A 13827-nucleotide genomic window follows, 5' to 3' on the forward strand; every position below is an offset into this window, starting at 1 on the left:
TGTTGCTAGATTGATAGAAACGAGGGGGATTTTTGAATGGCTATGAAAATTGGCAATGAACAATTTAAAGAACGTGTCGATAAGGGAATCCATAATGACTTTATGCGCGGAGCCGTTTCCAGCGCTCAGGACGGAATGGGCATGAAGAGACAACTTGCGGCCAAGGAGCTGGGGAACTGGGAAGAATGGCGTTCGCATGGGGAAGAAATTCGCCAGCATGTTCTTGAACATTTGGATTATTATTTGGAGCAATTAAGTGAAAATGTGGCAAAGCGGGGCGGTCACGTCTTTTTTGCTCAAACGAAGGAAGAAGCCGTTGAATATATTCGTGGAGTGGCTAAACGGAAAAATGCTAAAAAGATAGTGAAATCAAAATCGATGGTAACCGAAGAAATCAGCTTAAATCAGGCGTTGGAGGAAGAAGGCTGCGAGGTTATTGAAACAGACCTTGGCGAATACATTCTCCAAGTGGATGATCACGATCCCCCTTCCCATATCGTTGCCCCTGCTCTACATAAAAATAGAGAGGAAATCCGTGAAGTTTTTGCAAAAAAACTTGGTTATAATAAATCCTCAGAACCAGTGGAATTGGCTGGACACGCCCGGCAAATGCTGCGCGAGGAATACCTGTCTGCTGATATTGGTATCACCGGCTGTAATTTTGCTGTGGCAGAAACAGGCTCTATTACTCTAGTTACGAATGAAGGCAATGCGGATTTAGTTACGGCATTGCCAAAAACGCAAATAACCGTGATGGGAATGGAAAGGATCGTTCCTACCTTTGAGGAAATGGAAGTGCTCGTTTCTTTATTAACAAGGAGTGCGGTCGGGCAGAAACTAACTAGTTACATTACTGTGTTGACTGGACCTCGTGAGGAAATGGATGTGGACGGTCCTGAAGAGTTTCATCTGGTAATCGTGGACAATGGCCGTTCCAATATTCTAGGCGGGGAATTCCAATCAGTCCTGCAATGTATTCGCTGTGCGGCCTGTGTTAACGTATGTCCAGTTTATCGTCATGTCGGCGGACATTCATACGGTTCCATTTATTCCGGACCAATAGGGGCTGTGTTGTCTCCATTGCTTGGTGGTTATGACGAATACAAAGAACTGCCTTACGCATCGACACTTTGCGGGGCCTGCACAGAGGTTTGTCCTGTAAAAATTCCGCTGCATAACCTGCTTCATAAACATCGGGAAGTTATCGTGGAAAGGGAAGGCAAAGCACCTATTTCGGAAAAGCTGGCCATGAAGGCTTTCGGTTTAGGAGCAGCGTCACCGACCTTATATAAAATTGGCTCGAAAATTGCACCAACGGCGATGAATCCATTTACAGTTGGGGATAAGATTTCGAAGGGACCTGGTCCATTGAAGGCTTGGACAGAAATTCGTGAATTCCCTGCACCGAATAAAGAGAGATTCAGAGATTGGTTTAAAAATCGCGAGAAAGGGGGCAAATAGAACGATGACTGGTACAATCCAAAATCGCGATGCATTTTTAAATAAAATTGCCGGACAGCTTGGACGTTCAAGAATCACCACACCAGTTGAGCGCCCTCGATGGAAATTCCGTCCGCAGGATGAGGTATTTAAAGGCGCATCCCAGGATGAATTATTAGAAGTGTTAAAAGAGCAGTGTAAAAGGATTCATACAACGATTTATACCACTGATCTTATCAATTTGGGCTCCACCCTCAATGGAGTGGTAGCTGATTTTGGTGGAGGTCCAATTGTGACTTGGAAGGATGAGCGGTTTGCGGAATGGGGCATTAATTCCCTAATGAAGTCAGAATGGCCATCACAGAATATTGATGTCTTTGAATGGGATTCTGCAAAAGGAACAGAGAACATTTCAAAAGCGGAAAACGCCAATATTGGCATCACAATTAGTGAGGTCACGCTTGCTGAATCTGGTACAGCTGTCTTATTTAGTGACGAGAATAAAGGCAGGACAGTAAGCTTTTTACCTGCTGCTTCGGTAGTCCTTATTCCAAAAAGCTCGTTAGTCCCAAGAATGACACAGGCCGCTCAAAAAATGCGGGAAATCCACGGAAAAACCGGCCGCGTCGCGTCATGCATCAATTTTATCACTGGACCTAGCAACTCAGCGGACATTGAGCTGAACCTTGTGGTTGGGGTCCACGGACCGGTGAAAGCGACTTATATTGTTATTAATGATCTTTAAGTTTAAAAATCTGCCTCGGGATTTATTTGAGGCAGATTTTTATTTCTTGGGGGATAAATGGGGTTTGTCTTTAAATCCCATCTTTACCAAGGGTACCTATCTAACCTGTCGATCATTACCTTTTGTATTGTTTATTCAATATAAAAACACTCGCCCCAAGCGTAATAACTGAAATAAACTTACTTGCCAAAATTAAGTAGGTCGTTGTTTGATTATTCAACGTGACATTTGGCAGTTTGACCAGGGCAATGACGACAAGAATGCCGAAGGATAATATGGCAAACGCATAGTTATAAGCCTGGTTAATAATGAGATAGCAGCGTTCCTCCTTCTCACTAGATAAGACAAAGACAAGATACGCCATGACAACCAATAAGACATATGTTAACAATGCAATTGCTAACTCAATGCCCACTTATACGAGGCCTCCTTTAAAAGGTGTTGTTTTGATCCTCTACTGACTTTTGTGGGACAGGGGTGAGTCGTTTTTTTGCTTTGTCCTCCCATTTGAAAAATCTATTCAAAAATTTGTATATAATCTTAGATTCCTTCGCCAGCAACGGCCCGAGGATCGCCAAAATTAAAACGTATACTGCGGTAAAGGGTTTGAGAATGGGCATCAGCCCTCCGGCAAGTCCCAAATTAGCAACAATGATCGAAAATTCGCCTCTTGAAACGATTGTCAATCCGATATTGGAGGAAGCTTTGTGTGATAAACCAGCTTTTCTCCCGGAAATCATTCCAGCTACAAAGTTGCTAATGATTGTGAGAATCACGGCACCTAAAGCAAGCCATATGGCGCCACCTAAGCTAAATGGGTCAATGCTTAACCCGAAACTGAAGAAAAATATGGCACCAAAGAAGTCTCTAAAGGGAATAACCAAATGCTCGATTCGTTCACGGTGTTTTGTTTCTGAAAGGGCTAAACCTAATAATAATGCGCCAATCGCTTCAGCGACATGGAGTTTTTCAGAAAAGCCAGCTACAAAAAACAGCAAGGCAAAGATGACGAGGATAAAGATTTCATTTGATTTAATATCTAACAGTTTGTTTAGAATCGGGGTACCTTTACGGGCGATAACGAAAAATAGCAGCATGTAACCCAGAGAAATGAGAACCGAAACGATCGTACCTAATACGGTCGTGGAACCGCCTAACAAGAGTCCCGACATGATGGAGAGAAATAATGCCAGGAATATATCATCAAAAAGAATGATCCCTAGAATCAATTCTGTTTCGGAATTGGCCGTTCTTTTTAAATCAACCACCACTTTAGCCACTATCGCAGTGGAAGAAACGCTTAAGAGTCCTGCAATGATTAACGTTTCCATTATCGGAAAACCTGTAGCAAATCCGTAAATCAGGCCAAGGAAGAAATTCATCGCTACATAAATTGTCCCGCCAACAACAATTGATCGTCCTGAGCGTATTAATTTTCCGACTGAGAACTCAATTCCCAAATAAAATAATAAAAACAAAACACCAATGCGCCCGAAAAACTCGATGATTTCTGCGCTTTCAATAAATGTGAAATCAAATATACCAATTTCAGGGGCATGGGGGCCAAGTGCCATCCCTAAAAGGATGAGAAATGGGATGAAGGAGAATTTTAATTTGGTTGCCAGAAAGGCGGTTAGAGCAACCAAGACCAAAGCTGTTCCGACTTCAAAAAGTAAAGTGTTAGTCATTCTAGTATCACCCGTCCCTTCTTGTGAGAACTTCTTTTACGAACATTTTTACTTGCTTACGCTGTCCAGATACGATCACGGTATCACCTTCCTCTAAAATTGTTTCAGGTCCAGGGGTATGAATTTCTTTGTGATTCTTTTGTTTAATGATAGCGACGATATTGACTTCATATGATTGACGGATATTGAGCTGCCCGATAGTTTGGTCCGCTGCTTCTGACCCGTCTTGTACTTTAAACCATTCTATAACCAATTCATCAAAGGCCATTTCGATCGTTTCCAATGCCTTTGGAGCATACGTCATTCCTCCGATAATTGCAGCAATCTGTCGTGCTTCGGCATCATCAAAGGAAGTGCTGGCAATTGCCTCCTCGTAATCATCTTGGTCAAAATAATAAAGATCCCTTCTGCCGTCATCGTGAATAATCACCACGATTTTATCCTTGTTTTTGGTGATGACTTCAAATTTTTTCCCAATTCCCGGCAGTTCGATTTCGCGAACGTTCATTTTTTGATTCCTCCTCTAAAAATTTGCTTCATGGATTAAGCGGGTTTTGACATTATAGATTTACATCAATTTCAGTTTTAATTTTCTCCTCTTTAGAGATGCCAAGATATTTTAGAGTTTCAGATGGGGTTGAATGATTAAAATGTTTTTGCAAAAGGGAGATGGCCACCCCGCGTCTATACGCATGATATCCAAATGTTTTCCTCATTGAATTGGTCCCGATTTTCCCCTCAATACCAATGGCTTCAGCTGCCTGATGAATGATTCGATAGGCTTGTTGGCGAGTGATAGGCTTTTCTGTTTTATTGGATTTGAACAAATAGACTTCCGTGTCCAGTTGGTTGGTTTGGACATAATGGAGGAGGGCTTTTTTGACCTTTTGGTTAAGGTAAACCTCCTTGTTGATATCGTGGTGTAAATACTGATAAAAATTCTTCGCCGTGTGCTCGTTTTCTAAAACATCGGCCACCCTAATTTCCAGCATTTCGGTAATTTTCAACCCAGTGTTAATCCCAAACACAAAGAGAAGATAATCACGCTCGGAATGCTTTTTTAAATATTTCTTAATTGCATTGATTTGCTTAACATCCCTTAATGCTTCAACATATTCCATGCTAAACGCTCCTTAATCCATGTTACATAATAGTATTGTATCATGATATTATGTAACATACAAAAAATCTGCTTTTAAAACCACTATAGTTTTTGGTTAGTTTACAGATATTTTAATTAAAATAAAAACCTGATAAGCAAAAATCATTAAATGCCGTCGTGCCAACAGCTGCATAGTCCCTAGTTGCATCTTTTTCTCCCAAGTATGCTACTATAATATCGTGACAAAAAATTCCGGGAGGTAAATATATGGTGCTGCCTAATTTTGAAGAGAACTTACATAAGTATGCAAAGCTTTTAGTGGCGAAAGGGATCAATGTTCAACCAGGGGATTGGGTGAAAATGACCATAAACGTAGATCAGGCGCCTTTAGCCCGCCACATCACGAAAGAGGCATATGCCACGGGGGCTGAAAAGGTTATTGTCAAATGGTCTGATGATGAAATTACAAAAGAACATTACTTGCATCAACCAGTGGATGTATTGACCAACATTCCTGACTATGAAATTCAGGAATCTGAAGACCACGTATTAAACCACCGTGTCAGCCGTCTTTCCATTCTTTCAAGCGATCCGGGCTTGTTGAATGAAGTCGACCCGGCTAAAGTGGCGGAGTATCAAAAGGTTGCTGGTAAGGCATTCCATGCCCAACGCAAGGCGACCCAGAACGATGATTTAAAATGGACGGTTGCTGCTGCTGCCGGAGCGGGATGGGCGGCCAAAGTATTCCCTGATTTGGCCACCCCTGAAGAACAGGTAGATGCCTTATGGGATCAAATTTTTAAAACCTGCCGTGTATACGAAGATGACCCGATAGCTGCCTGGGACCAGCATAAAGACAAATTGAACGAAAAAGCTGACAAATTAAATGAAATCCAATTTGAAGCACTCCACTATACGGCACCTGGCACCGATTTAACGCTCGGCCTGCCAAAAAGCCATATTTGGGCATGTGCGGGAAGCCAAAACCCAAAAGGAGAAGAATTTATTGCCAACATGCCAACGGAGGAAGTGTTCACGGCTCCTGATACTCGCCGCATGGACGGGGTAGTTCGCAGTTCTAAACCATTAAGCTATGCGGGGACGTTAATTGAAGGAATTGAAGTCCATTTTAAAGACGGGAAAATTGTCGATATCACTGCTGAAAAAGGTGGAGATGCCATCAAGAAGCTTGTATTCGACAACGAAGGCGGAACAGGTCTTGGTGAAGTTGCGCTTGTGCCAGATCCATCACCGATTTCTCAATCTGGGATTATTTTCTTTAATACTCTATTTGACGAGAATGCTTCGAACCACTTGGCAATCGGCTCGGCCTACCCGACTACGATTGAAGGCGGAACAAAAATGAGCCAGGAAGAGCTGCAGCAAAACGGGATGAATACATCAACTGTTCATGTGGACTTCATGATTGGCTCTAACAAAATGAATATTGACGGCATCAAACAAGACGGTACCGTCGTGCCAATCTTCAGAAATGGTGATTGGGCTATCTAAAAAGGTAAAAAGGGTCCATGAGGCATAGCTGTTTTCCGGCAGCTACTGTTTCTTGGACCCTTTTGTATACATCCATGACTCCTTAGTTTTCCAAAATTACCCTAACAGTAAATGAGTGGTTGATTAATCTTTGTAATTATCCGAATACATCTATATTACTTTTCAACAAATTTTTGTATAATAGTTGTGAAAACAGATATTTTTCTAATATTGAAAACGAGTATTTATTATAGAACGAGAGGGCAAAGACAAATGTCTATGACAAAGACCGATAAAGTATATATACAATTACATGAGAAAATTGTTAAGGGAGTCTTTCGCCCTGGTTCAAGATTAGTCATTTCACAAATAGCTAAAGAATTTAATGTAAGTGAAATTCCAGTACGTGAGGTTATTCAGAGACTAGCCCAAAAAGGATATGTTAAATTGCATCCCCATGCAGGGCCAACAGTAACTAGCTTAACAGAAGATGAGGTAAGGCAAATCTTTGAAATTCGAGCCAATCTTGAATCATTAGCAACAAGACTTGCTATTGAACACATCTCAAATGCTCATATAAAAGAACTGGAACTTATCATAGAAGAGTCAATCGGAATTTGTGAAGAGGAAAATTTTGAAGGGTATTTTCATATAAACGAAACCTTTCATAATTCCTTATATAGACATTGTAATAATCAAATGCTCGTTAAAATGATTAAAGATATAACTAGTCTAGCGGCAAGGTATCCAATTTACTATCAGGATAAAGAGACAACGCAAAAGTCACTTAATGAACATAGACAAATTTTGAAGGCGGTTTCTGAACGAGATGGAGATTTAGCTGAACAACTGACAAAAAATCATTTACTTGGGGTAATTCCTAAAATAACTGAAATTGTACGGTCGATGGATATTTAACAGGTTCTTAAATTGGAGTAAAAAATAATTTAAATATCAGTGAAGCAAGAAAAAGTCCCCAACCGTGGGGACTTTTTTTTCGTTACTTGAAGCTACTCTTAGCGTATTAGCAAAAAATATACGATTGACTCAAATCATATATTATTTTAAAATTAAAATATCTAAAATTTTAAAATTATCAAACTCCTCCACTCTAGGTCAGAGTGGGCTTGTTAATGAAAAGGGGGAAGAAATTTGCATTCTGAGTTGGAGAATCCGATTAAGACGAATGTTCAATTTCTATCAGTTGACGAAGCGATTAAGCAAATTCCAATGAGTGCGACGATGTTAGTAGGGGGATTTGGTGCAACAGGGGTTCCGGAATATTTACTGCAAGGAGTAATCGATAGAACGCAACTTCAAGATCTAACCATCATTAGCAACAATATTACAAAAGAGACGAATTTGAATGTTCTATTTCAACAAGATCGGATTAAGAAAGCGATTGGGTCGTATTTTACCACCAATAAAGAGGTGGTTCAGGCTTATAGGGAAGGCCGAATAGAAATTGAATTATTACCACAAGGAACCTTTTCGGAAGCTATTCGATTAGGCGGATCAGGAGTTCCTGCCTTTTACACTCCGACAGCAGCTGGGACAGAACTTGCAATAGGGAAAGAGACGCGGACCTTCAAGGGGCGGGAATATGTTCTTGAACAAACCCTGTTTGCCGATGTTGCCCTAATAAAGGCTTATAAAGCAGATAAGGCTGGTAATCTCATATATAGGAAGTCCGCTCGAAATTTCAATCCAATCATGGCAATGGCAGCTGATCTTACAATTGTTGAAGTAGGAGAAATCGTTGAAATAGGTGAGCTTGATCCAGAATCTATTGTAACTCCTTTTGCATTTGTAGATATTGTGGTTAAAAGGGAGGAGCTGTAATGGAAAAATCAATGAAAGAGTATATTGCATGGCGTTGTGCACAAGAATTAACATCAGGCATCGTTAATCTTGGAATTGGTATTCCTACTCTAGTTGCTGATTATCTTCCACAAGGTCTGGTGACGCTCCACTCGGAGAATGGGATTCTTGGGGTGGGACCAGACCCTAGTCCGGATCAAATCGACCCTGATTTAGTTAATGCCGGAAAAGCTCCGGTTACAGTTTTGCCTCATGTATCCTATTTTGATAGTTCCATATCTTTTGGAATGATGCGGGGTGGTCATATAGATACAACCGTTATTGGAGCACTGCAAGTATCGGAACAAGGTGATATCTCGAGTTGGGCAATACCAGGAAAAGATGTGCTTGGGGTTGGCGGCGCTATGGATTTAGTAGTCGGGGCCAAAAGGGTAATTGCTGCCATGACCCATTTGAATCAAAAAGGTGAGCCAAAAATACTCCGTGAATGCACGTTCCCACTTACTGCTAAAAAAAGAGTCGATACCATTATCACAGAGTATGCCGTTTTTAAATTTCGAGATCAGCAACTTTGGTTAGTGGAAATGAGTGATGAAATCACAATGGACCAACTAAAAAAAATAACACCTGCCTACTATGAAATAGCAAGTGATTTTAAAACTTTTAATAGGAAAGAATTGATAAATCAACGTTAAGCGTATCTCAAGTTTAGGTGAGGCTATAGACCTCACCTATTTTTTTTGTAATAGATTTGGCTACTGTTGTTAAAGCCATTTTTTATAATTTATTGATATACATTTTTTTACAAAAAAATCAATTCCAACAAATTATAATTAATAGCACTTGTGAAATCGGGGAAGGAATTCGCCATCAAATATTTCGAATGGTATGATGGAGCGGATAAAACGCCGGAAAATCGGCCATAAGTATTTACTATTTTTCTAAATGATCATTTTTTTTGGATAGGGGTTGGTTAAGCGGTCTTGAATAATAAGGCATCTTAATAAAATTTCTATTGGAGGTGTTGATATTGAAAAATAAAACAAATGAAATTGAGTGTCTTGTTTGCAATGGTACCCACTTTCGAAAAGGATATATTGCGGTGAAATATGAAAGGTACCATGAGAATTATAAAATTAATGAGGCTGCTGATGCTGACTTAGAGTTCTTACTGGAATCTGAAGAGGAACATCCATTAAAAAACATTCCGGAGCAATCAAATTTATTTACCTACATTTGTGAAGATTGTGGTTTCATCATGAATTTCATCCAAGAAAAACAAGTTGAAAGTAAAAAGAAAGAACGGCTTAGAAAACAAAGACAAAAAATGTATGATTGGACAAAATTTAAATAAGCAAGCACCATTTAGGCACTCAAACTGTTTGAGTGTTTTTTTATTTATCGGCATGGTACATGGCTAAGGAGCTTCCGGATATGCCATTGACAGTTTTAACAAACTCCATAAAATAAAAAGATTCAGACCAAATTAGTCTGAAATCTTTTTATTTAGCACATCTAATAATCAATGATTTTTCCAATCTAAATTTTCGATGAAATGTACGAATGCTTTTACAACATTCCATTCCATTGATTCCTTATGATAGTACATCCAAGTTCTTCGCAATAGAGGATTTCCTTCTTGATCTGTTAATGGGATTTTGTAAATGTCTTCTATTCCGTCAAGTACCCTGCTGGATAAAATGCCATATCCTAACCCATTTATAACCATCTCTCTACAGGTATCAACTTGGTCGACTTCAATACTAATAAAGGGTGCTTCCGCATAATTTTCGGCCCACCAATGATCAATTATTGATTTTAGGAGGTAATCCCCTCGATAATCGATTCTTGGAAGACGTGGAAGATCCGTTATATCAATCTTTTTCGTGGAAGCGATACAGATGGTTTCCTCAAATAATTGATGTATTGATAGCCCCCTCCAGCCATAGTCTCCTCGAACAAAACCGATATGAACATCCTTATTGTGTATGAGCTGAGTTACGTCTCTGCTCCATCCTGTTATCACTTTGAATTCCACATGGGGATATTGATTTTTGAATAATTTCAAAAGATATGGAAGTTCATTATTCGCGAAATAATTGGATACCCCCAATTTCAATGTACCTGCCACTTCATTCTTTTCGTTATTGCTCATATTTTGGACATTTTCTTTTACTTTTTGAAAATGGGCTAGTGCCTCCTCAGCACAATGGACCAGATATTCTCCCTGAGGGGTAAAATGTACACCCCGGCTTTCACGGGTTACGATTTTAACACCCAGCTCTTCCTGCATATGTTTTAATCGGCTCGTTAACGCAGGTTGAGTCAGAAATAATAGACGAGCTGTTTTCGTTAGATTTTTTTGATTATATAGCACCTTCAATATTTCCCAATCACGATAATCCATTGTTCCACCTATCTATCTGATATAAATAATTTTTATAATAAAATATAATTTTTTAGCATTTTATTTATTTCAATTATTACATTATCCTTATCCATAGGCAATTGATAATTATTACTATTTATCTATTTAAATATAAAACATAAGAACTGAATCATGGGGGTATTGTAAATGGGAGTAAACGACAACCAACCAAATCCATGGAAAAAATTTATTGGTCCGAACCTTGGATACGTGATTGAACAATATGAACGGTTCACGAACGGAGAAGAATCCATTGATCTAAATTTAAAAGAGCTTTTCATTAAATGGGGCTCACCTTTGTCCTATGAAACAAATCAAATGAAAGAAACCATTGGAAATGTACCTGATCTTCCTTCAGCAAGTATAGAGAAAGTATTGAAAGCGGCCAAACTGCTTGAAAACATTCGTACAAATGGCCATTTGGCAGCAAACATAAATCCTTTGGAGGAGAATCGAAAGGGTCAAGAGTTGTTCAATCCTGTAAAACATGGAATAAGTGAACAGGATTTGAAAGCGATACCAGCTAAATTGGTTTGGGAAGAGGCACCGAAAGATGTTGAAACCGCATTTGAGGCCATGAATCGTTTAATGGAACGCTATACATCAGCCCTTGCATACGAGTTTACGCATGTTAGTGATTCGGAGGAACGAATTTGGCTGACTCAGATGGTGGAGACGGGTTCCTTACAACGCTCCTTATCTAAAGAAGAACGAACAAACCTATTAAAGAGTTTGACAGAAGTTGAGGGATTTGAACAATTTTTACACAAAACCTTTGTTGGTCAAAAAAGATTTTCCATTGAAGGTGTAGACATGCTTGTCCCAATGCTTGATGAAGCAGTGCGTGAAGGTGTCGAAGAAGGAGTCTGCAACGTCGCAATTGGGATGGCGCATCGCGGACGTTTAAGTGTTCTCGCACATGTGTTAAAAAAACCATACAGCAAGATTTTCTCTGAATTTCAGCACTCCCACGCCAAACAACAAGGTCCGTCAGCAGATTTAGTCGACATTAGCGAGGGCTGGACAGGGGATGTGAAATACCATTTAGGACGCAATCGATTCGTTGAAGGCACTGGTACCCCTCGCACTCGTATTACCTTGGCGAATAATCCAAGCCATCTTGAATTTGTCAATCCGGTAGTCGAAGGTTTTGCAAGGGCAGCCCAAGAGGATCGAAAGAAACCTGGTTATCCGGAGCAGGATATTAAAAAGGCGTTTGCGATTTTGGTCCATGGCGATGCAGCCTTTCCGGGCCAGGGAATTGTAGCGGAAACTTTGAATTTAGGTGGATTAAAGGGATACCGAACAGGAGGAACCATCCATATTATTGCGAATAACATGGTCGGCTTTACGACAGATAGCCACGACTCTCGTTCAACTCGATATTCCAGTGACTTAGCAAAAGGATTTGAGATTCCGATTGTACATGTGAATGCAGATGAGCCAGAAGCATGTCTGGCAGCTGTTCGCCTTGCTTATCAATACCGTGCTCGTTTCCAAAAGGATTTTGTGATTGATTTAGTCGGTTACCGCCGTTTTGGCCACAATGAAATGGACGATCCTGCGGTCACCCAGCCACAGGTGTACAAAAAAATTGCCAAGCATTCAACTGTAAGAGCATTGTATTCTACTCAACTGTTAAACAACGGAACACTAAATCAACAAGAAGTTGAACAAATCAATCTTAGCGTGCAGGAACTATTGCAGACTGAGTATGACAAAGCGTCAGAGAAGAAGCAGAGTGAACCACCGGCAGAAGTAGCGGTTCCGGGTGTTATAGCGAAAGGAATTCCACCTTTGGAAACAAAAGTACCGCTTGGCACTCTTCAAGAAATAAATCGTGAATTGCTAAAATGGCCAGAAGGTTTTCATATTTATCCAAAATTAAAGAAGATTCTTGAGCGCCGTGAAACAGCTTTGGAAGAGAACGGAAAAGTGGAATGGGCAGTAGCAGAAGTGCTGGCTTTCGCGACGATGTTACAAGAAGGCACACCGATCCGTCTTACGGGTCAAGACTCCGAGCGCGGAACGTTTGCGCAGCGGCACATTGTTCTTCATGATGCAGAAACAAACCAAACGTATTCACCACTGCACCATCTTCCGCAGGCAGGCGCTTCGTTTGCGGTTCATAATAGCCCGCTATCGGAAGCGGCAGTAGTAGGTTATGAATATGGATATAATGTATTTGCACCTGAGACACTTGTCATGTGGGAAGCGCAGTATGGCGACTTTGCCAACACGGCACAACCGCTATTTGATCAATTTGTTTCATCGGCAAGAGCAAAATGGGGGCAAAAGTCAGGGCTTACTCTGCTTCTGCCGCACGGTTATGAAGGCCAAGGCCCTGAGCATTCCAGCGCTCGTCCGGAACGCTTCTTGCAGTTGGCGGCTGAAAACAACTGGACTGTTGCCAACCTGACAAGTGCGGCCCAATATTTTCATGTTTTACGGCGTCAGGCAGCCACTTTAGGAACAGAATTTGTTCGGCCATTAGTGATTATGACACCGAAGAGTCTGCTTCGTCACCCGCAGGTCGCTTCTTCTGCTTCCGCTCTTAGCGAAGGTAGTTTCCAAACGGTCATTGAACAGCCGCAACTCGGAAAAGCGCTAGATAAAGTAAAACGATTAGTATTAACAACTGGTAAGATGGCCATCGATTTGGCAGTTGAGATCGACTCAAGTAAAGAAAATCGTAACTTGGATGAGATACACATCGTACGTATTGAACAGTTGTATCCATTCCCACACGAAAAAATAGAAGCAATCATCAAGCGTTATCCAAACTTGAATGAAATTTTTTGGGTACAGGAAGAACCGAAGAATATGGGAGCGTGGCATTATATTGCACCAACCCTTTTTGAACTTGCATCGGGCAAACTGTCAGTCGGCTACATTGGACGTCAGTACCGTTCAAGCACGGCAGGCGGAGATCCACTCGTTCATAAAACGGAACAAGAACGCATTGTCCACCAGGCATTAAATTCTAAGAGTTTAGTAGATACACAGAAACAAAAAACACAATTTGTTACACGCTGAAAATGAAAAGAGTCTATTAGCAAAACTTTAATGGACAAAACGCTGGTGAATGCAGAGGAAATTGTCCAATAGAAAC

The 13827-nt window shown here is 40.6% G+C and carries 13 protein-coding genes; 8 read left to right on the top strand and 5 right to left on the bottom strand.

Annotated elements, in window-relative coordinates; translation table 11 throughout:
* Positions 1-36: 36 nt before the first annotated feature.
* Positions 37-1461: a LutB/LldF family L-lactate oxidation iron-sulfur protein gene (locus tag QNN06_RS12230; protein WP_213116101.1), complete on the top strand. Its 1425-nt coding sequence runs from the start codon at positions 37-39 to the stop codon at positions 1459-1461.
* A 4-nt stretch (positions 1462-1465) separates the two neighbouring features.
* Positions 1466-2185 carry a LutC/YkgG family protein gene (locus tag QNN06_RS12235; protein WP_284037648.1) on the top strand — a complete coding sequence of 240 codons (720 nt, stop codon included), beginning with the start codon at positions 1466-1468 and terminating at the stop codon, positions 2183-2185.
* Between the two features lie 115 nt (positions 2186-2300).
* Here QNN06_RS12235 and QNN06_RS12240 read toward each other — a convergent pair whose 3' ends face one another.
* The 4 genes from QNN06_RS12240 to QNN06_RS12255 are packed head-to-tail and all read right to left on the bottom strand — an operon-like array spanning position 2301 to position 4994.
* Positions 2301-2600 (bottom strand): hypothetical protein, encoded by a 300-nt coding sequence (locus tag QNN06_RS12240; protein ID WP_284037649.1) that lies wholly within the window; start codon positions 2598-2600, stop codon positions 2301-2303.
* 16 nt (positions 2601-2616) lie between these two features.
* On the bottom strand, positions 2617-3873 hold the full coding sequence (locus tag QNN06_RS12245) for a cation:proton antiporter (RefSeq protein ID WP_284037650.1): 1257 nt from the start codon (positions 3871-3873) through the stop codon (positions 2617-2619).
* Positions 3874-3880: 7 nt separating this feature from the next.
* Positions 3881-4381: a cation:proton antiporter regulatory subunit gene (locus QNN06_RS12250; protein ID WP_213116097.1), complete on the bottom strand. Its 501-nt coding sequence runs from the start codon at positions 4379-4381 to the stop codon at positions 3881-3883.
* Between the two features lie 52 nt (positions 4382-4433).
* Complete coding sequence (locus tag QNN06_RS12255) at positions 4434-4994, bottom strand: tyrosine-type recombinase/integrase (RefSeq protein WP_213116096.1); 561 nt, start codon at positions 4992-4994, stop codon at positions 4434-4436.
* A gap of 248 nt (positions 4995-5242) precedes the next feature.
* On the opposite strand from QNN06_RS12255, the gene QNN06_RS12260 reads away from it, so the two are divergent.
* From QNN06_RS12260 to QNN06_RS12280, 5 genes are all read left to right on the top strand, one after another.
* Entirely contained in the window at positions 5243-6487 is a 1245-nt protein-coding gene (locus tag QNN06_RS12260) for an aminopeptidase (protein ID WP_213116095.1), read from the top strand.
* A 252-nt stretch (positions 6488-6739) separates the two neighbouring features.
* Positions 6740-7384 carry a GntR family transcriptional regulator gene (locus tag QNN06_RS12265; protein ID WP_213116094.1) on the top strand — a complete coding sequence of 215 codons (645 nt, stop codon included), beginning with the start codon at positions 6740-6742 and terminating at the stop codon, positions 7382-7384.
* 234 nt (positions 7385-7618) lie between these two features.
* The gene (locus QNN06_RS12270) at positions 7619-8308 is read left to right on the top strand and encodes a CoA transferase subunit A (RefSeq protein WP_213116093.1); all 690 of its coding nucleotides are present in this window, start codon (positions 7619-7621) and stop codon (positions 8306-8308) included.
* On the top strand, positions 8308-8982 hold the full coding sequence (locus QNN06_RS12275) for a 3-oxoacid CoA-transferase subunit B (protein ID WP_213116092.1): 675 nt from the start codon (positions 8308-8310) through the stop codon (positions 8980-8982). The genes QNN06_RS12270 and QNN06_RS12275 overlap by 1 nt, the downstream gene beginning before the upstream one ends.
* A 335-nt stretch (positions 8983-9317) precedes the next feature.
* Positions 9318-9641: a hypothetical protein gene (locus QNN06_RS12280; protein ID WP_213116091.1), complete on the top strand. Its 324-nt coding sequence runs from the start codon at positions 9318-9320 to the stop codon at positions 9639-9641.
* 168 nt (positions 9642-9809) lie between these two features.
* Here the strand turns inward: QNN06_RS12280 and QNN06_RS12285 are convergent, their stop codons facing one another.
* A complete protein-coding gene (locus QNN06_RS12285; protein ID WP_213116090.1) occupies positions 9810-10694 on the bottom strand; it encodes a LysR family transcriptional regulator in 885 nt (294 codons plus the stop codon).
* Positions 10695-10862: 168 nt separating this feature from the next.
* Between QNN06_RS12285 and QNN06_RS12290 the strand changes: the two genes are divergently transcribed.
* Positions 10863-13751: a 2-oxoglutarate dehydrogenase E1 component gene (locus QNN06_RS12290; RefSeq protein WP_217034128.1), complete on the top strand. Its 2889-nt coding sequence runs from the start codon at positions 10863-10865 to the stop codon at positions 13749-13751.
* The last annotated feature ends 76 nt before the right edge of the window (positions 13752-13827 follow it).

The sequence above is a fragment of the Neobacillus sp. 114 genome (genome assembly GCF_030127045.1).
Taxonomy (GTDB): domain Bacteria; phylum Bacillota; class Bacilli; order Bacillales; family Cytobacillaceae; genus Neobacillus; species Neobacillus rhizophilus.

What these genes read in the sequence shown, in the direction of transcription:
- QNN06_RS12285 (WP_213116090.1), bottom strand. Translation starts at nt 10,694, where the DNA reads ATGGATTATCGTGATTGGGAAATATTGAAGGTGCTATATAATCAAAAA.
- QNN06_RS12265 (WP_213116094.1), top strand. Translation starts at nt 6,740, where the DNA reads ATGTCTATGACAAAGACCGATAAAGTATATATACAATTACATGAGAAA.
- QNN06_RS12290 (WP_217034128.1), top strand. Translation starts at nt 10,863, where the DNA reads ATGGGAGTAAACGACAACCAACCAAATCCATGGAAAAAATTTATTGGT.
- QNN06_RS12255 (WP_213116096.1), bottom strand. Translation starts at nt 4,994, where the DNA reads ATGGAATATGTTGAAGCATTAAGGGATGTTAAGCAAATCAATGCAATT.
- QNN06_RS12275 (WP_213116092.1), top strand. Translation starts at nt 8,308, where the DNA reads ATGGAAAAATCAATGAAAGAGTATATTGCATGGCGTTGTGCACAAGAA.
- QNN06_RS12230 (WP_213116101.1), top strand. Translation starts at nt 37, where the DNA reads ATGGCTATGAAAATTGGCAATGAACAATTTAAAGAACGTGTCGATAAG.
- QNN06_RS12260 (WP_213116095.1), top strand. Translation starts at nt 5,243, where the DNA reads ATGGTGCTGCCTAATTTTGAAGAGAACTTACATAAGTATGCAAAGCTT.
- QNN06_RS12245 (WP_284037650.1), bottom strand. Translation starts at nt 3,873, where the DNA reads ATGACTAACACTTTACTTTTTGAAGTCGGAACAGCTTTGGTCTTGGTT.
- QNN06_RS12235 (WP_284037648.1), top strand. Translation starts at nt 1,466, where the DNA reads ATGACTGGTACAATCCAAAATCGCGATGCATTTTTAAATAAAATTGCC.
- QNN06_RS12250 (WP_213116097.1), bottom strand. Translation starts at nt 4,381, where the DNA reads ATGAACGTTCGCGAAATCGAACTGCCGGGAATTGGGAAAAAATTTGAA.